The sequence below is a fragment of the Leifsonia sp. 115AMFTsu3.1 genome (genome assembly GCF_004362795.1).
Taxonomy (GTDB): Bacteria; Actinomycetota; Actinomycetes; order Actinomycetales; family Microbacteriaceae; genus Leifsonia.
The window spans coordinates 781948-800461 of sequence record NZ_SNYB01000002.1 but is presented as its reverse complement, the minus strand read 5'-3'; the positions used below and the strand labels follow the sequence as shown (position 1 = coordinate 800461).

11 protein-coding genes are annotated in these 18514 nt (G+C 70.9%); 7 read left to right on the top strand and 4 right to left on the bottom strand.

All coding sequences use genetic code 11. The annotated features are described in order from the left end of the window. Window positions 1-32: 32 nt before the first annotated feature. From AXZ95_RS14800 to AXZ95_RS14790, 3 genes are all read right to left on the bottom strand, one after another. Complete coding sequence (locus AXZ95_RS14800) at window positions 33-527, bottom strand: TetR-like C-terminal domain-containing protein (RefSeq protein WP_018192019.1); 495 nt, start codon at window positions 525-527, stop codon at window positions 33-35. Window positions 528-606: 79 nt separating this feature from the next. Continuing rightward, window positions 607-1467 (bottom strand): alpha/beta hydrolase, encoded by an 861-nt coding sequence (locus tag AXZ95_RS14795; protein ID WP_018192020.1) that lies wholly within the window; start codon window positions 1465-1467, stop codon window positions 607-609. Between the two features lie 66 nt (window positions 1468-1533). After that, window positions 1534-2115 (bottom strand): NUDIX hydrolase family protein, encoded by a 582-nt coding sequence (locus tag AXZ95_RS14790; RefSeq protein WP_018192021.1) that lies wholly within the window; start codon window positions 2113-2115, stop codon window positions 1534-1536. A 114-nt stretch (window positions 2116-2229) separates the two neighbouring features. Between AXZ95_RS14790 and AXZ95_RS14785 the strand changes: the two genes are divergently transcribed. The 3 genes from AXZ95_RS14785 (at window position 2230) to AXZ95_RS14775 (ending at window position 8523) form a co-directional block, all read left to right on the top strand. Further along, window positions 2230-2880: a dienelactone hydrolase family protein gene (locus AXZ95_RS14785; RefSeq protein ID WP_018192022.1), complete on the top strand. Its 651-nt coding sequence runs from the start codon at window positions 2230-2232 to the stop codon at window positions 2878-2880. A gap of 63 nt (window positions 2881-2943) precedes the next feature. Beyond that, a complete protein-coding gene (locus AXZ95_RS14780) occupies window positions 2944-7710 on the top strand; it encodes a DEAD/DEAH box helicase (RefSeq protein ID WP_018192023.1) in 4767 nt (1588 codons plus the stop codon). Between the two features lie 36 nt (window positions 7711-7746). Next, window positions 7747-8523, top strand: a complete 777-nt coding sequence (locus tag AXZ95_RS14775) for a DNA-formamidopyrimidine glycosylase family protein (protein WP_018192024.1) — start codon at window positions 7747-7749, stop codon at window positions 8521-8523. Window positions 8524-8578: 55 nt separating this feature from the next. On the opposite strand, the gene AXZ95_RS14770 is transcribed toward AXZ95_RS14775, so the two are convergent. Further along, window positions 8579-9169 carry an NAD(P)H-dependent oxidoreductase gene (locus AXZ95_RS14770; protein ID WP_018192025.1) on the bottom strand — a complete coding sequence of 197 codons (591 nt, stop codon included), beginning with the start codon at window positions 9167-9169 and terminating at the stop codon, window positions 8579-8581. Between the two features lie 80 nt (window positions 9170-9249). Between AXZ95_RS14770 and AXZ95_RS14765 the strand changes: the two genes are divergently transcribed. The 4 genes from AXZ95_RS14765 to AXZ95_RS14750 all read left to right on the top strand — a co-directional run bounded on the left by AXZ95_RS14765 (window position 9250) and on the right by AXZ95_RS14750 (window position 18512). Beyond that, window positions 9250-9795: a hypothetical protein gene (locus AXZ95_RS14765; protein ID WP_018192026.1), complete on the top strand. Its 546-nt coding sequence runs from the start codon at window positions 9250-9252 to the stop codon at window positions 9793-9795. 25 nt (window positions 9796-9820) lie between these two features. Continuing rightward, a complete protein-coding gene (locus AXZ95_RS14760; RefSeq protein WP_018192027.1) occupies window positions 9821-10327 on the top strand; it encodes a MarR family transcriptional regulator in 507 nt (168 codons plus the stop codon). A 130-nt stretch (window positions 10328-10457) separates the two neighbouring features. Next, the gene (locus tag AXZ95_RS14755) at window positions 10458-12215 is read left to right on the top strand and encodes an LCP family protein (RefSeq protein ID WP_018192028.1); all 1758 of its coding nucleotides are present in this window, start codon (window positions 10458-10460) and stop codon (window positions 12213-12215) included. A 195-nt stretch (window positions 12216-12410) separates the two neighbouring features. Next, window positions 12411-18512, top strand: a complete 6102-nt coding sequence (locus AXZ95_RS14750; protein WP_243737919.1) for an SdrD B-like domain-containing protein — start codon at window positions 12411-12413, stop codon at window positions 18510-18512. The last annotated feature ends 2 nt before the right edge of the window (window positions 18513-18514 follow it).

Below are 18514 nucleotides of genomic sequence, written 5' to 3'. Positions count from 1 at the left end.
GCGTTTGTCGTCTCCACCTCCCCAGGTGCAGGCTAGGCCGCCAGACGCTCCACTCCCGCGATCACGCCGTCGATCAGCACGGCGTAGCTGCGGTCGAGATCGTCAGGCAGGCCGAACCCTCCGCCCAGTTCCAGGGTGATGAACCCGTGAACCGCACTGCGCAGCATCCGGATCGCGTCCACCAGTTCGTCGTCGGGCAACCCGAAGCCGCGCATCACCCCGGCGAGGACCGTCAGCGTCTCGTCGGCACGAGCGACGAGCTGCGCGTCGGCGGGGTCGGAGCTCGGCGCGACCTGCGTCGCCGCATACCGTCCCGGGTGGCGGTGGGCGAACGCGCGGATGGCGTCCGCCGCGGCACGCACCGCATCCGGTCCGGCCCGGCCGATCGTCGCGGCGGCGAGCACCCGGGTCAGCTCCGCCACCGAGGCCGTCGCGACCAGGCGGCGGAGGTCGTCCAGCGACGACACGTGCTTGTACAGGCTCGGGACGGCGACGCCCGCCCGGCCGGCGACGGCGGCCAGCGTCAAGCGGTCGAATCCGGCGGTCCCACCATCGTCAACGAGGTCGATGGCGACAGACGTAACCGCTTCGCGCGTCAGTCCGGCCCTAGGCACGCGCGGCCCACGCGGTGTCCGCCGCGCGGCGCGCCGCGAGGAAGTCGAGCGTGCCGGGAACCGTGACGTCCGGACGCTGGGCGTGCGGGTAGTGTCCCGCCTCGGGAACGCGGACCACCACGGCGCCGATCGACTCCATCCAGGAGCACTCGGCGGCGACATCGCGGAAGTCGGGATCGAGATCGCCGACGAACGCCAGCATCGGCGCACGGACGTCACCCAGCCGCGGCTCCACCACCGAGTGGGTGAGCTGCAGGGTGAGACGGCGGAAGCTGCGCAGCCGGCCGGGTTCGGAGAGGGAGGCACGGATCGCCGCGACGTGCTCGCCCAGCCACGGCGCGGTGCGGCCGCGGTTGAGCGTCCGGCGGTAGTACCCGGCCCACAGGGCGGCGCCCCATGGCTTCGCGAACATCCCGCGGTACAGCAGGTGCAGCAGACCGGTGGCGAACCGGCCCATCGCCGGATCGCGGAGGAGCGGACCGTACAGCACGAGACCGGAAACGAGGTCCGGGCGCTCTGCAGCGGCCCACGCGGCGGCCGCCGCGCCCATCGAGTTGCCGAGGACGACGGCGGGACCGCCCAGTTCCTCGATCAGGGCGACGAGGTCCCGGGCAGTGGCGACGTCGCCGAACTCGGTGAAGGTGGTGTCCGAGTGGCCGTGCGCCCGGAGATCGGTCACAGCCACGCGGTACCCGGCGGCGACCAGCGGCGCGACCAGTTCGCGGTAGCTGGAGCGGAGGTCGCCCATGCCCGGCACGGCGACCACGAGAGGGCCAGCGCCCTCGACGGTGAAGCTGACGCGCCCCTGCGGACGCTCGAGGTAGCGCACCTGCGACTCGATGGAAGTATTCATAGCCCTAAAGCTAATGCCATTAGCCAAATGACGCAAGAGGCAACTCGAGTCGGGGCCCGACGCCGATCAGGCGATGCGGCCGAGCGACGCCATGGCCGCCTTCACGAGCGCACCGCGGCCGCCTTCGAGCTCCTCGGACACCGTCAGCGAGACGGCTTCCTCCGGTGTCATCCACGTCAACTCAAGGGCATCCTGTCGCGGATCGCACGTGCCGGTGACCGGTACGACGTAGGCGAGCGACACGGCGTGCTGTCGCTCGTCGGTGTACGGCGACACCCCCGGCATCGGGAAGTACTCGGCCACCTGGAACGGCACCGGGCTCGCCGGCAGCTGCGGGAAGGCCATCGGCCCGAGATCCTTCTCGAGGTGACGGAACAGCGCCTCACGCAGCGTCTCGCCATACATGACGCGGCCGGAGACGAGCGTGCGGGTGATCTGCCCGACGGCGTTGGCACGCAGCAGGATGCCGACCTCCGTCACCTGCCCGAGGCCGTCGACCCGCACCGGCACGGCCTCCACATACAGCAGCGGGAGCCTGCGCCGGATCTGCTCCAGCTCGATGTCCGACAGCCAGGCCGGACCCGGCTGCGGGCCGTCGCCGGGCAGGGGGTCGGGCGTGGGGTCCGGATCCGGGGTGCGAACGCTCATGCATGAATCCTACGGACGAGATCGGCGACCACCTACGGCAACCAGGACGATCTGTGGATGACGGCACTCCGACGGGGGCTGTGGACGACTCCGCTTCCCAGCGCACAATGGAGGGTGCCGTTTCCCGCTCCCGACCTGCGCATCGACCGTGACGCCGTCCTGTGGTCCGCCTCGGAACGCGATCGCGCCGGGCGACCGCTGCTCATCCTCCTGCACGGGTACGCCTCCGACGAGGCCGACCTGTTCGGCATCGCGGCCTACCTGCCGCTGGAGCCGGTGATCGCGTCGCTGCGCGCACCGATCCCCGAGGGCGCCGGCTTCGCCTGGTTCTCGCGCTTCACGAACGTCCCCGGCGATCCGCTCGCGGGCAACGCGGATGCCGCCGCGCGCGCCGTGCTCGACTGGCTGGACGAGCAGCCGCGCGTGCCCACCGGCCTCCTCGGCTTCTCGCAGGGCGGCGCGATGGCCCTCCAGCTGCTGCGCCTCGCTCCCGAACGTTTCGACTACGCGGTGCAGCTCTCCGGGTTCGTCGTGAAGGGCGATCAGCCGCGGGACGCGGAGCTCGCCGAAGCGCAGGTGCCCGTCTTCTGGGGCCGCGGCACGCTGGACGACGCGATCCCGACGGCGTCGCTCGACCGGACGTCGGACTGGCTTCCGGAGCACTCCGCACTCGATGCCCGCATCTACGAGGGGATGGGGCACGCCATCTCGCCGCTCGAACTCGGCGACATCTCGTCGTTCATCCGCGCGAATCTGCCTCGCTGAGCGTTATCCACAGGTCTTGCCGGAGCCCCTGACAGTGTCAGTGGCCGGGTGCAGGATGGAGGGATGGCCGATGTGCTGGATCGATTCTCCCCCGCGACCCGGGAGTGGTTCCGGGGGGCCTTCGCCGCGCCCACGGCCGCGCAGGAGGGCGCCTGGGAGGCTATCTCGCACGGCAAGCACGCGCTGGTCATCGCGCCGACCGGTTCGGGCAAGACGCTCGCCTCCTTCCTCTGGGCGATCGACCGCCTCGCGAACCACCCGCGTCCCGCCGACGCGAAGCCTGGTACGCGCGTCCTCTACATCTCTCCGCTGAAGGCTTTGGGCGTGGATGTGGAGCGCAACCTGCGCGCGCCGCTCGTCGGCGTGACGCAGACGGCCAAGCGATTGGGGGCCGAGCCACCGCACGTCAGCGTCGGGGTGCGTTCGGGCGACACACCGGCCTCGGATCGGCGGGCTCTGCTGAGCAATCCGCCCGACATCCTCATCACGACTCCCGAGTCGCTGTTCCTGATGCTCACCTCGCAGGCGCGAGAGACGCTGACCTCGGTCGAGACGGTCATCGTCGACGAGGTGCACGCGGTGGCGTCGACCAAGCGCGGAGCGCACCTGGCCCTGTCGCTTGAGCGGCTCGACCAGCTGCTGGAGCGTCCCGCGCAGCGCATCGGGCTGTCGGCGACCGTCCGACCGCCGGAAGAAGTCGCACGGTTCCTCGCGGGGAGCGCGCCCGTGGAGGTCGTCGCGCCGCCGGCCGGTAAACGCTTCGACCTACGCGTCGTGGTCCCGGTCGAGGACATGAGCGAGCTCGGCACCTCCACGTACGCCAGCGAGAACCCGGGCGACGGCTCTCCGCCCCAGGCCGGTTCGATCTGGCCGCACGTGGAAGAGGCGATCGTCGACCGCGTGCTCGAGAACCGGTCCACCATCGTCTTCACCAATTCACGCCGACTGGCCGAACGCCTGACGGCGCGGCTGAACGAGATCTACGAGGAGAGGATCCTCGGAGGGACGGCCGGCGAGTCGCCCAGCCGCGCGCCCGCGGAACTGATGGGAGGCTCTGGTCAAACCCGCGGGTCCCAGGCCGTCGCCGACGCGGAGGCGCTCGTGCTGGCACGCGCCCACCACGGCTCGGTCAGCAAGGAGCAGCGGGCGCTCATCGAAGACGATCTGAAGTCCGGTCGCCTCCGCTGCGTCGTCGCCACGTCGAGCCTCGAACTCGGCATCGACATGGGAGCCGTCGACCTGGTCGTCCAGGTGGAGGCTCCCCCGTCGGTCGCCAGCGGACTGCAGCGTGTCGGCCGCGCCGGACACCAGGTCGGCGAGATCTCGCGCGGCGTCGTCTTCCCGAAGCACCGCGCCGACCTCATCCACTCGGCGGTCGCCACGGAGCGGATGACCGCCGGGCTCATCGAGTCGCTCTCCGTCCCGGCGAACCCGCTCGACATCCTCGCCCAGCAGACGGTCGCCGCGGCGGCCCTCGAATCGATCGATGCCGACGACTGGTTCGACACCGTCCGGAGGAGCGCTCCATTCTCGACGCTGCCCCGCAGCGCCTACGACGCGACCCTCGACCTGCTCGCCGGCCGGTATCCGTCGGACGAGTTCGCCGAGCTCCGGCCCCGCATCGTCTGGGACCGCGACACCGGCGCCATCACCGGGCGCCCGGGCGCCCAGCGTCTGGCGGTGACGAGCGGTGGGACCATCCCCGACCGCGGCATGTTCGGCGTCTACATGGTGGGCGAGAAGGCCAGCCGGGTCGGCGAGCTCGACGAAGAGATGGTCTACGAGTCACGGGTCGGCGACGTGTTCGCGCTCGGCTCGACGAGCTGGCGCATCCAGGAGATCACGCACGACCGCGTCCTCGTCACCCCCGCGTTCGGCGAACCCGGCCGTCTGCCGTTCTGGAAGGGCGACGGGATCGGCCGTCCCGCCGAGCTCGGCCGCGCGGTCGGCGCCTTCATGCGCGAGGTGAGCACGGCGTCGCCGGCGGATGCGGAACTGCGTTGCGTCGAAGCCGGCCTCGACGCCTGGGCGACGAACAACCTGCTGTCGTTCCTGCGCGAGCAGAAGGAGGCGACCGGCCACGTCCCGACCGACAAGACGCTCGTCGTCGAGCGCTTCCGCGACGAGCTCGGCGACTGGCGGGTGGTGCTGCATTCCCCGTTCGGCATGCAGGTGCATTCGCCGTGGGCACTCGCGGTGCAGGCCCGGGTGCGAGAACGGTACGGGGTCGACGCTGGCGCGATGGCGGCCGACGACGGCATCGTCGTCCGCATCCCCGATACCGAGGCGCAGCCGCCCGGAGGCGAACTGTTCGTGTTCGAGCCGCAGGAGCTGGATGAACTGGTGACGGCGGAGGTCGGCGGCTCGGCGCTGTTCGCCTCGCGGTTCCGCGAGTCCGCGGCCCGCGCACTCCTGCTGCCCAAGTACAACCCGGGCAAGCGGTCGCCGCTCTGGCAGCAGCGGCAGAAGGCGGCGCAGCTGCTGGATGTTGCGCGCAAGTACCCCAGCTTCCCGATCATCCTCGAGACCATCCGCGAGGTGCTGCAGGACGTCTACGATCTCACCGCGTTGACGGATGTCGCGAAGCAGATCGAGCAGCGCAGCATCCGGCTGGTCGAGGCGTCGACCGAGACCGCCTCTCCCTTCGCGCGGTCGCTGCTCTTCGGATATGTCGCTGCGTTCATGTACGAGGGCGACAGCCCGCTGGCGGAGCGCCGGGCTGCGGCGCTCTCTCTCGACGCCGGGCTGCTCGCCGAGCTGCTTGGCCGGGCGGAGCTCCGCGAACTGCTCGACCCGACGGTCATCGAGCGCGTCGAGCTCCAACTGCAGCGGCTTGCACCCGAACGCCGAGTACGCGGGGTCGAGGGCGTCGCCGACCTGCTGCGGCTGCTGGGTCCCCTGTCGGTGGAGGAAGTGGCCGAGCGTCTCGAAGCCGAAGGCGAGAGGGCTGCCTCCGCCCGTTCGGCGGAGTCCGACGAGGCCGGCCGGCCCGGCGAGGGCGGCGAGCCCGGCGAGGGCGAGCTCACGGCACCGCACGCAGACCGGGAGGCCGCGGCCGGACACCTTGCGACCCTGGTCGACACGCACCGGGCGCTCGCGGTCACCATCGCGGGAGTGGAGCGCTTCGCCGCGATCGAAGACGCGAGTCGCCTCCGCGACGCGCTGGGAGTCCCGCTCCCGATCGGTGTCCCGGTGGCCTTCATCGAACCCGTCGACGACCCGCTCGGCGACCTGGTGAGCCGCTTCGCGCGCACCCACGGGCCGTTCGAGACGGTCGACATCGCGAGCCGGCTCGGTCTCGGCCCGGCGATCGTCCACGACGCCCTCCGACGGCTCGCCCGCGACGGGCGCGTGGTCGAGGGCGAGTTCCGTCCGCACGCGCACGGCACCGAGTGGAGCGACGCCGAAGTCCTCCGGAGGCTGCGTCGCATGTCGCTCGCGGCGCTGCGGCACGAGGTCGAGCCGGTCGACACGGCCACGTTCGGCCGGTTCCTTCCCGAGTGGCAGCACGTCGGCTCCACGCTGCGTGGGGTGGATGCGGTCGCGTCGGTCATCGAGCAGTTGTCCGGTGCGCGCATCCCGGCATCGGCGTGGGAGTCGCTCGTCCTTCCGAGCCGCGTGGCCGACTACAGCCCGGCAATGCTGGACGAGCTGACAGCCACGGGCGAGGTGATCTGGTCGGGCGACGGCAGCCTTCCCGGCGACGACGGCTGGATCAGCCTCCACCTGGCCGATTCGGCCCCGCTCACGCTCGCGCCGCCCTCGGATCACGAGCCGGATGAGCTGCAGCGCGGCATCCTGGATGCGCTCGGCCGCGGAGGCGGGTACTTCTTCCGGCAGCTGTCCGACACGCTCGGCATCGAGCGCGGCTCGGCGATCGACGACTCCGAACTCGTGACGGCGCTGTGGGATCTGGTGTGGGCCGGGCGCATCACCAACGACACCCTGGCGCCATTGCGGACTCTGACCGCGGGCGGGTCCGGGGCGCACAAGCGGCCGCGCCAGCCGACACGAGCGCGCATGTACCGCGGCCGCGTTCCGACGCGAAGCGCGATGGTCACGCGGATGGGACCGCCGACTGCGGCGGGGCGATGGTCACTGCTGCCCGAGCGTGACCTCGATTCCACCGTGCGCGCGCACGGCCAGGCCGAGACGCTGCTCGACCGCTACGGGGTCGTCACCCGCGGATCCGTCATGAACGAGGGGACGCCCGGCGGATTCGCGCTCGCGTACAAGGTGCTCAGCGGATTCGAGGAGACCGGGCGGGCGCGCCGCGGCTACTTCATCGAGACGCTCGGCGGCGCTCAGTTCGCCAACGGTGCGACGGTCGACCGGTTGCGGTCCTACGCGCGCGACCACACGCAGCAGCGCCCGTACGAAGCCGTCGCGTTGGCGGCGACCGACCCCGCGAACCCGTACGGCGCGGCGCTGCCGTGGCCGGCGGTGCCGAGCGAGAGCGGCACGGGCCACCGCCCGGGCCGGAAGGCCGGAGCGCTGGTCGTGCTCGTCGACGGCGAGCTGACTCTCTACGTCGAGCGCGGCGGGAAGAGCCTGCTCTGCTTCGTAGCCGGAGCGGCGGGCACGGCCGCAGCGGCCCCCGCAGCCGGCGGAGGCTCGGGCACAGCCGGGCCCGAGCAACCGACGGAGGAGTCCGGACTCGTGCTGGCCGCGGCGGCCCGCGCCCTCGCGGCGCTCGTCACGTCGCGCCGCGTCGACAAGCTCGCGGTGGAGACCGTCAACGGCGGGTTCATCCTCGGCTCGCCCGTCGGCGATGCGCTGTCCGAGGCGGGCTTCCTCGCCACTCCGCGCGGATTGCGGCTGCGCGCATGACGGCCGACACGGTCGACACCGGCCGGGAAGCCGCGCATGCCTGAGGGCGACACCGTCTACCAGGCGGCTCAGCGCCTCCACCGTGCCCTGGCGGGTCAGATCCTCACGGAGACCGACTTCCGCGTCCCTGCCTACGCGACCATCGACCTCTCCGGCGAGCGCATGGACGAGGTCGTCAGCCGCGGCAAGCACCTGCTGATGCACGTGGGTGACCACACCATCCACAGCCATCTCAAGATGGAGGGGTCATGGGAGGTGTACCCGCCCGACGGCCGCTGGCGGCATCCCGGCTACCAGGCGCGGGCAGTGCTTCGCACGGCCGACGCGCAGGCCGTGGGCTTCCAGCTCGGCGTGCTGGAGGTCCTCCCCCGCGACCGGGAGAACGAGGTGGTCGGGCATCTCGGCCCGGACCTCCTCGGCTCTGACTGGGACGCCGAGGAGGCCGTCCGTCGGATCACGGAGAATCCGGACGTGCCGGTGGCTGTCGCGCTCCTCGACCAGCGCAACCTCGCCGGCCTCGGCAACGTGTACGCCAACGAGCTGTGCTTCCTGCGGGGGATGCTTCCCACCCGGCCGGTTCGGGATGCCGACATCCCCGCGGCCGTCGACCTCGCTTTCCGGCTCATCACGGCGAACCGCGACCGGCCCCTCCGGGTCACCACCGGAGACACCCGCCGCGGACGCAACACCTGGGTCTACGGACGCCGCGGCCAGCCCTGCCGTCGCTGCGGCACGCGCATCCAGTCGTCGTCGCTGGGCCGGACGGACCTCGAAGAGCGGGTCACATACTTCTGCCCGGTCTGCCAGACGTAGCAGACCGGGCAGAAGCCGGACCGGGCAGAAGCCGGAGAAGGAACGGCGAGGAGCGTCAGGCCGCGGCCTCGTCCTCATCCTGCTCGGCGGCACCCGCGCGCACGGTCTCGAGCGCGGCGGACCAGGCCTCGAGCTGGTCGAACAGCGGGGTGAGAGCGGCGGTCTGCTGCTCGGTCGGCTTCAGCTGCCAGTTCTCGAAGTCGTGAGCGAGGCTGAGGCCCACGTGTGCGCTGACCGTGGCGACCTGGAGCTGCGACAGCACCAGACGCAGGTGCTCGACGGCGCGAGCGCCACCGAAGACGCCGTAGCTGACGAACCCGGCGGCCTTGTTGTACCACTCGGCCCCGACGTAGTCGATCGCGTTCTTGAGGGCGCCGGAGGTGCTGTGGTTGTACTCGGGGGTGACGAACACGAAGCCGTCGAACTCGGCGATCTTCGCCGCCCACGCCTTGGTGTGCTCACCGGCGTACTGCCCCATGGCGGCGGGCATGGCCTCGTCGAGGTGCGGGAGGTCCCAGTCCTTCAGGTCGACGAGCTCGTACTCGACGCCGGAGCGCTTCGCGGCGTTCTCGTAGACCCAGCGCGCGACGGCCTCGCCGTTGCGCCCTGGACGCGTGCTTCCGATGATGATGGCGATCTTCGTCATGTCAGCCTTTCGTTTTTGATGACGTGTCATCCAACGCGAACCAGCCGCGTTCGCGATTCATTCCCGGCTAGGCTCGCCGCATGTCCGACCAGCGCGATCACCGCAACGACGACATCCATCTGCCCGAGGATGCGTCCGAGAATGAACGACGCCAGGCGGGCGACCGGCTGCGCGAGCGGATCTACGTCACCTTCACGGCCCTCGCGATCCTCATGGCGATGAACTCGCACGGAGAGGCGCTCGACTCGCCCACCGTGCTCTGGACGCTGGTCATCTCCGTCATCGGAGTGCTGCTGGCCGGCCTCGTCTCGGACCTCGTGTCGCACATGATCGTGCACAACACCCTCCCGTCGGTCGCTGAGTTCCGGCACATGCTGGCGGTGTCGTCGCGCGCGCTCGGCGTCCTTGTGGTGCCGCTCATCGCCGTGGGGCTGGCGGTGTTCGACGTCATCGAGGACCGTACCGGCCTCACCATCGCGATCGTCGCGCTCATCGCCTCGCTCGCCGTCATCACCCGGATCGCCGTCTCGCGCACCGGACTCTCCGGCTGGCGGCAGCTCGCGGTGCTGGTCGTCGTTGTCGCGCTCGGCGTGCTCGTCGTCTTCCTGGAGGCGCTCGCCCACTGACCCGCGGCGCGTGTCAGGATGGCGTATGGCCACCGTGCGCACCCGTCCCGACCCGAGGAAGCTGTCGGACGACGAGCTGGAGCTGTTCCGCGCCTTCCACCTGATGCGGCGCGGCTTCGACCGGACATTGGATGCGCAGCTGCAGCAGGACGACGGCATCTCGATCTCCGAGCTCGAGGTGCTGATGGCTCTGGTCCGCTCGCCCGGGCGGCGGCTGCGTGTCCGGGATCTGGTGGATGCGACGGGCTGGGAGAAGAGCCGCGTCTCGCACCAGGTGACCCGCATGGTCGCCCGCGGGTTCGTCGAGCGACAAGAGTGCGAGGAGGACCGCCGCGCGATGTGGATCCACCTCACCGGCGAGGGCCGGCGCGTGGTGGTGCGCGCGCTGCCGAAGCACTCGGCGACCATCCGCCGCATCCTGTTCGACGCCCTGACGCCCGAGCAGCAGGATGCCCTGCTCGGCATCGCACGCACGATGAACGCGGCGATCGACGACGAGGAGTGCGAGCCGCCCGCCGACTGCGACGACTGAGCGTTCTCGCAGGCGACCCGCCGTCCCATCCGGGTCTGGGCTGGGAGGCTGAGGCGGAAAAGCTGGTGATTCCTCGGGAACACCGCGCGAAACCAGGCGGTTCCAAGGCGCCGCCCCCTAGCGTTTCGGTGTGCGACGCCCGAACTTCCCCGCCTCAGATCCCGGTGCGGACGGCAGCGACCAGCAGCTGCCGCCCACCCAGGTGTTCGGACGCGCGCCGTCCGCCGACCCGCGCCGCCCCGTGCGCGCGACGCGTCCGGCCTCCGGCGTGCCCACCGGGAGCGGCGGCGCTGCGAGCGGTGGCACAGCGGGTGGCGCCCCGTTCGACCCGTTCGGGATGGGCGGCGACGCCCCGGGCCTCGGCGGCGACGGCGCCGGGCGCCGCGGTGGCAACGGCGGCGGCAACGGAGGCGGCGGCCGCAACGGCGGCGGCGACAACGGCGACGGACCCGGCGGCGACGACGGCGGCACCCCCACTCCGCCCCCGGGCGGCCGCCGGGACAAGGCTCCGCGCAAGCGCCGCCGCACGAAGCGCATCATCGGCTGGACCGCGGCGGCCCTCGCGGTGATCCTCGTCGTGGTGGGCGGGTACGCCGCCTACAGCTACTTCCGGTTCGTCGGCGGCGTCAAGCATGTGGATGTGATCTCCAAGCCCGCGAACGATGTCGACGGCCAGGACCAGAACATCCTGCTGGTCGGCGACGATCATCGGCCCGACGGAGCCTCGCAGGCGGAGCTCGACCAGTTGAGCACCACAGACGACGGCGGCGGGACCAACACGGACACGATGATGATCCTGCACATCCCCGCGAACGGGAAGTCGGCGACGTTGATCTCGCTCCCGCGCGACTCCTGGGTGGAGGTGCCCGGGCACGGCATGAACAAGCTCAACGCGGCCTTCTCTCTGGGCGGCGGCGCGACGGATGCGGCGAGCGGTGCGAAGCTGCTCATCCAGACCGTGCAGAACCTCACCGGCCTCAGCATCGACCACTACGTGCGCGTCTCGCTGCTCGGCTTCTACACGATCGCGCAGGCGCTGGGCCCCGTGCAGGTCTGCCTGAACAACGCGGTCGACGACCCGTATTCCGGCGCCAACTTCCCGGCGGGCGTCTCGACGCTGGACGCGAAGCAGGCGCTGTCCTTCGTGCGTCAGCGCCACGGACTCCCCCGCGGCGATCTCGACCGCGTCGTGCGGCAGCAGTACTTCCTGTCTGTGGAGGCCCACAAGTTCCTGTCGGCCGGCACGCTGCTGAACCCGGGCAAGCTGACCAAGGTGCTGGATGCGGTGAGCGGCTCCCTGGAGACCGATCCCGGCCTGAACTTCCTTCAGCTCGCGGCCCAGCTGCAGGGGCTGACCGGCGGGAAGATCCAGTCGGCGACCATCCCGATCTCGGGGACGCCGACGATCACGGTCGACGGCGACGACATCTCGATCGTCGAGGTCGACACGGCCGCGATGCCGGCGTTCATCCAGAGTCTGATGGGCACCCCGAGCGCCTACGAGAAGGCGACGGCGGCGAAGCCGGCGGACACCTCGGTGACCGTGCTCAACGGCGGCAGCCAGAACGGCGCTGCGACGACCGCCAGCCAGACGCTCGCGGGCGCCGGCTTCAAGACGGGCACACCGGGCGACGCCGACACCCGCGCGACGACGGTGATCCAGTACCCCTCCGGACAGGAGGCGCAGGCCAAGGCCGTCGCCGCCTACCTGCCGGGCGCGAGCGTGCAGGAGACCTCGTCCGTGAGCACCGTCACGGTCGTCCTCGGCGACGACGGCATCATGCCGACGGCTCCCTCCGCGGGTGGTGGCACCGCTCCTGCCCCGGCCCCGACTCCCGCTCCGACCGGGCCCGCCACGAACTACAGCGACACCGTCTGCATCAACTGATCGCGGACGCCTCCCGACGCAGCCTTCTTTCGGACCGGTCCGGGCCGGAGTTACGGTGACCCCCACGAGCCCAGCCTGACCAGCGCTCGTCCGGGGGGATGCACCATGTTCACGCTTCCGTTCGCTTCCTCGAACAGCGAATCGAATCCAGGAGGGGCGCGGCGGAAGCCTCGCGCGACGACCGTCTGGGCCACCGTGGTGGCGCTGATCGCGGGGATCGCCATCCCCGTCACGGGCGGGTCCACCGCGACGGCGGCGCCCGGGAGCCTCGTCTCCGGCGTCGTCTGGGCGGACGTCAACCGGGATGGCGTGCACCAGAGCACCGAGCCCGTGAAAGCCGGGATCCCCATCCAGCTGTTGACCTCTCCGGGCGGTGTCGTCGTCGCGACGACCACGACCAGCGCGGCCGGGGTGTACCGGTTCCCGGACGTGGCGGACGGCACCTTCGTCGTCCGCGCGGACGCGAGCGCCGCGTTCCATTTCCCCGCGACCGCCTCCGGCGAGAACGACTTCGTCACCACCGGGCCGCCTCCGGTCGGCCAGCCGGAGCGCGGCGTGACGGCGCCGCTGACCATCGCCGGGACGACGCAGGCGGTGGGGATCGACGCGGGGATGCAGCCGATCGCCGACCTCAGCGTCGCGCGGCTGCCGGTCGCGGAGGGGTGCGACGGGTTCGCCGTCACGGGAACCCCGCCGTTCGACGCGACCGACGCCCCGGGGAAGGACTCGGGCCCGGGCAACTGCATCGTGCGCGTGATGGACACCGTGTCGCAGAACTACTCCGTCGCCCTGACCGGACTCCCGACCGGGGCCTCGGTGCCGAACGTAGTCGCCCAGTTCACCGTCTCCTCGCCCGACGGCGCGAAGCTCGAACTCGTCGGGCCGGGCACGAACGGGCTCCCGGCAGGATGCCTGGGGGCGGCGAACGGCGCCAATCCGCCGTCGTCACGCACCGTCAATGCCGACGGTTCGATCACCGTCATCTGCAACATCGGAAGCCTGTCGTCGAATGTCGCCGCGCTGCAGCTCGCCTACCGCTTCGCGTCGAACACGCCCATCCCGTCACACGCCGGGATCACGATGTCGGCATTCGCGCCCGCGGGCGATGCCGGGACGTCGGCCACCGTCGACGGCCCGCAGGTCGAGGTCACCGGCACGGCGCAGTGGGACCTGGAGAAGATCCCGTACCCGCCGTCCGGCGTCGGCAATGCGGGGCCGGACTTCACCATCCGCACGTACAACGGCGTCGCCGTCTCGGGGTACCTCGTCCGCTACAAGTTCAACGTCGTCGACACGCTCCACGGAGCCGGTGCCAGCGATCTGGTCTGGCCGGCCACCTTCACCGACGTGATGCCCGAGTTCCCGAACGCGCGGATCACCCAGTGCCGCTCGGCCGAACCCGCGGACAACTCGCTGTCGTCGCCGTGGACGCTGACCTGCCCGCTGGAGGAGGTCCAGGGAACCGACGGCTGGCAGCTGAGCATCCGGCCCAACAGCGGCCGCGGGAGCGACACCGGCGAGGGCCACATGATCATGACGATCTTCGTCCCGCTCGACGACATGAACAGAGCCATCGACCCCTCCTGGCAGCCGGGTCAGCCCAACCCGACCGGCACGTTCGACTTCCAGAACCGCGCTCAGGACACCGACCGCTGGGTGATCAACGGCGGCGCGCCGAACTACGGCCCGGATCACGAACCCGGCTCGAACGGCACTGGCAACAACCTCGTGACGATCGTCAGAAACGCGGCCGCACCCACGTGGGACCTGCAGAAGAGCTTCTTCGGAGGACCGTTCTTCACCACGCAGACGGTCAACGGCGTCCCGGTCAACGGCTACCGGGTCGACTACCTCCTCAACATCGTCGATCTGGCCGGTCCCGACAATGTCGGACCGTGGCTGGACCTGCCCGTCACGTTCAAGGACAGGCTGGTCAGCCATCCCGGCGCACTTCTGACGAGCTGCGATGCTCTGCAGCCCGACCCCAACGCGGCGACCGTCACGTGCGACATGGGTGCCCAGCCGGCGGCCGGGTGGACGATCAGACCGACGCCGAACCAGCGCGGGTTCAACGATCGCCGCATGAACATCGTCGTCCGCTTCTTCATCCCGATGAGCACGCTGCCGGCCGACCCCTGCCAGTCGAACGTCACCCTCGATCTGCGCAACGAGGCGATCGACTCCGACCCGTGGACGGCGGGCGGGGACCTCAACAACGGCACGGGCTTCGAGCCGGGATGGAACGGCACGACCGCGACCGGCAACAACCTCGACGTACGCAGCGTGCGCCCCTCCGCCGGGGAGTGCGGCTCCCTCACCGGCAACAAGCAGTACATCCGCAACGGCGCCACCTACAACGGTCCGACCTTCGGCGGCGACGTCGTGCAATCGTTCGTCAGCCTCTCGGCGAACAACAACCGGGTGTCCGTGCCCGACCTCAAGCTGTGCGACGTGTTCGATGTCTCGGTGCTGAAGCTCGTCGCGGGCACGCCACGGATGGGGACCTTCCCCTCCGGCACCAACGTGAACCCGGCGAACTACGTCATCGAGTACGCGGTCGGGCCCAATCAGGTGAACACCCAGAACGGCCCGCCGACCGGCGGCCTCTACCCCATCGACGCGTCGTCGATCACGGGTGCGGCGACGGACTGCCGCAACGCGCCCGGTCCGTGGACGACCGACCCGGCGGCGGCCTTCGGCGCGAACTGGCAGGACGCGGTCAACATGGTGCGCATCCGGCCGGTCGACCCGACCCGGGTCGAGACAGGGCCGTTCGCCGCGCACCTGATCTTCGAGCTCGAGACCCGGACCTTCTACAACGGCGGCCCCAACGCCTCGGAGGCGATCCCGTCCGGCGTCCGCGTGACCAATGTCGGTGGTTGGCCGACGGGCGCCACCGGCAACGGGTGGGGCACCGTGTCGCGCCAGATCCCGTTCTCGGGGATGCTGCTCGGCGTCGCCAAGGCGATCGTCCCCACCCAGTACTTCCCAGGCGACACCGCCATCTGGGATCTGACGGCATCGATCAGCCGCACCACGGTCGGGGCGACGCTGCAGAACCTGCGGCTCGTGGATACGATCCCCGCCGATCTGCACTTCGACTCCGTCTGCACGCAGAACCTGCTGCCGCCCGGAGTGACCGTGAGCTACGACCAGCAGACGCGACGCGTCACCTTCGTCGCCGGAGACATCCCGATCGTGACCGCGCCGAGCCAGACCGTCTTCAGCCCCACCCCCGGAGCGACCCGCGGACGTCTGCGGATCTGCACGACGGTCGACAGCCTCGCGCAACCCGGAGACACGCACGTCAACACCGTGCAGGCGCTGGCGGACAACGCGGAGAACGCGCCGACGGCGCAGGCGACGATCCAGATCGTCGGATCGGGCCAGCTCGGCATCACGAAGAGCGTCGACAAGCCGTTCGTGGCGAGCGGCGAGACGTACACCTGGTCGTTGGAGTGGGGGAACACCTCCACGCAGATCGCCTTCCAGCCGCCGGACGTGATCGACGTGCTGCCGTGGAACGGCGACGGCGACCCCGCGTCCGGTTCGGCACGATCGCAGTACGCTTCCGACTACACCGGAACGGCGCGACTGTCGGGGCCGCTCGCGGCGCCGACCTACCTCCGCGGCGCCACCGGGGCCGTGCCGGGCACCTGGTACTACTCGAGCGCACCTCCCGCCACGCTGATCCACGATCCGCGCGACCCGTCCAATGCGAACCCCGCGGCACCAGGAGGGCTCTGGCAGACAGCGGGCGAGGTCGCCGACTTCGGCGCGGTGACCGCCGTCCGGTTCGTCTCCAGCGGGTTCCTCGGTGTGCAGACCCGGGTGCGCGCATCCATCCCCGCGGTGTCGACGAGCAACGACCTCGACAACGTGTACGTGAACCGGGCGATGATCTTCTCGGCCACGTTCGCGAACCAGCCGCTGCTGTCGAACGAGCCCTACGTGCTGATGCCGGGCTTCTCCCTTGGCGACCTGGTCTGGCTCGACAGCAACGGGGACGGGAAGTTCGACGGCGGGGAGCACGGCATCCCCGGCGTCGCCGTGCAGGTGCTGACCGAGAACGGGGATGTCGTCGGCACCGCGACGACGGACGCGAACGGCCGCTGGTCGGTGACGTCGCTTCCGGCCGGCCGGTACGTCGTGCACCTTCCCGCCGCGATGTTCGCGGCGGGCGGCCCGCTGGCCGGGACGGTGGTCCGCACCACCGCATCCAGCCCGGCGCTGACGCCGAACGAGGATGCCGACAACAACAACACCGCCTCCCCCGACCCCGCCGCGACAGGGCTGACGAGCACTCCGGTCACGCTGGCGAACCAGTACGCGGCCGGCGCCCTCGTCGGCGGCAACGGCCCCTCCGGTGACGACGTCGCCGGACTCGCCGGAGAGCTCATCCCCGACTCGTTCACCGCGTTCACCGTCGACCTCGCCGTGCTCCCGGCTCCCGGCATCCACATCGAGAAGGCCACCAACACGGAGGACGCCGACGACGCTCCCGGACCGCTCGTCCCGGTCGGCGGCCCCGTGCAGTGGACGTACGTGGTCACGAACTCGGGCGCTGTCGACCTGACCGACGTCACGGTCACGGACGACCAGGTCGCGGCCGCCGACATCGACTGCGACGCCACCGGAGGCAACGTCGTCGCGGGGCCGCTCGCACCCGGCGCGTCCTTCACCTGCGTCGCGACCGGGACGGCGACCGCCGGGCAGTACGCCAACACGGGCACCGTCACGGGTCTCGACCCGGCGGCAGTGCGCGTCGATGACGACGATCCGTCGCACTACTTCGGGATCGTCTCCGGCATCGACGTGGTCAAATCGTCGACCACCACCGACGTGGTGCAGGTCGGCCAGCAGATCCCCTATAGCTTCCTGGTCACGAACACCGGCAACAGCCCGCTCACCGGCATCACCGTCGAGGATGTGGTCGCCGCGCCGTCGGATCCGGCCGGCCTCTCGGCGGTGGACTGTCCCGCGAGCGCCCTCGCCGGCGGGGCCAGCATGACCTGCACGGCCACCTACACCACCACGCAGGCCGACCTCGACAGCGGCTCCGTCACGGACACCGCGACCGCCACGGGCACGCCGCCCGCCACGCCGGATGAGCCCAACCCGCCGCGGATCGCCTCGCCGCCGGTCACCGTAACGCTCCCCGTCACCCACACGAGCTCGATCACCGTGCTGAAGTCCATGGCGCAGCCGAGCACTGTCCCGTTCACGGCGGGCCTGCGCATCCCCTACGACTTCCTGGTGACGAACACCGGAAACACCGTGCTCACGGACATCGTCGTGACCGATGTCCAGGTGGCCCCAGCCGTCCAAGCCGCCCTCTCGCCGGTGGACTGCCCGGCGACCACACTCGCGCCGCAGCAGGACATGATCTGCACCGCCACGTACGAGGTCAGTCAGGCGGACGTCGACAACGGGTCGCTCACCGACACGGCCGTGGCCACCGCCGTCCCGGCGCCGAGACCCGACGCTCCGAACCCTCCGGCGATCGCCTCACCGCCGTCCAGTGTGACCATCACGGCGGACGACCTCCCGGGGATCCGCGTCGAGAAGTCCTCCACGACGACGAGCGTGGTCCGAGCGGGACAACAGATCCCGTACACGTTCCTGGTCACCAACACCGGCAATGTCCCGCTGACCGGGATCACCGTGGACGACCAGGTGGCCGCGCCGTCGTCACCGGGCGGCCTGTCGCCGATCGACTGCCCCGCCGATCCCCTGCCCGTCGGAGGGCAGCTCACGTGCACTGCGACATACACCACCACCCAGGCCGACGTGGACAACGGCTCCGTCACGGACACCGCCACCGCCTCCGGCACCCCGCCGACCCCGCCGGGCGGTTCGACGCCGGACCCGATCCGGTCCGCCGCGTCGACCGTCACCATCGCGGCGGCCGACGATCCAGGGCTCAGCGTGGTCAAAACCTCGGACACCGCGGCCGTGACGATGGTGGGTCAGCAGGTGCGCTTCGCGTTCCTGGTGACGAACACCGGCAACGTCACGCTCGCCGACGTCACGGTCTCCGACACCGTCGCTGCGCCGTCCGACCAGGCGAACCTGTCCGCCGTCGACTGCCCGGCGAGCATCCTGGCGCCCGGCGAGCGGATGACGTGCTCCGCCACCTACACGACCACGGCCTCCGATCTCCTGCTCACCGCGGCGATCTCCGACCGGGCCACCGCGGCAGGGACCGCGCCCGACGGCACGCGCATCGGTTCGCCCGAGGCCGTGCTCACCCTGCCCGTGCGTGCGATCCAGAACGTGCCGGTGGTCAGCGGCTGAGG

Excerpts from the sequence above, each read along its gene's own strand:
- AXZ95_RS14780 (WP_018192023.1), top strand. The coding sequence starts at position 2,944 with ATGGCCGATGTGCTGGATCGATTCTCCCCCGCGACCCGGGAGTGGTTC.
- AXZ95_RS14795 (WP_018192020.1), bottom strand. The coding sequence starts at position 1,467 with ATGAATACTTCCATCGAGTCGCAGGTGCGCTACCTCGAGCGTCCGCAG.
- AXZ95_RS14770 (WP_018192025.1), bottom strand. The coding sequence starts at position 9,169 with ATGACGAAGATCGCCATCATCATCGGAAGCACGCGTCCAGGGCGCAAC.
- AXZ95_RS14775 (WP_018192024.1), top strand. The coding sequence starts at position 7,747 with ATGCCTGAGGGCGACACCGTCTACCAGGCGGCTCAGCGCCTCCACCGT.
- AXZ95_RS14790 (WP_018192021.1), bottom strand. The coding sequence starts at position 2,115 with ATGAGCGTTCGCACCCCGGATCCGGACCCCACGCCCGACCCCCTGCCC.
- AXZ95_RS14760 (WP_018192027.1), top strand. The coding sequence starts at position 9,821 with ATGGCCACCGTGCGCACCCGTCCCGACCCGAGGAAGCTGTCGGACGAC.
- AXZ95_RS14765 (WP_018192026.1), top strand. The coding sequence starts at position 9,250 with ATGTCCGACCAGCGCGATCACCGCAACGACGACATCCATCTGCCCGAG.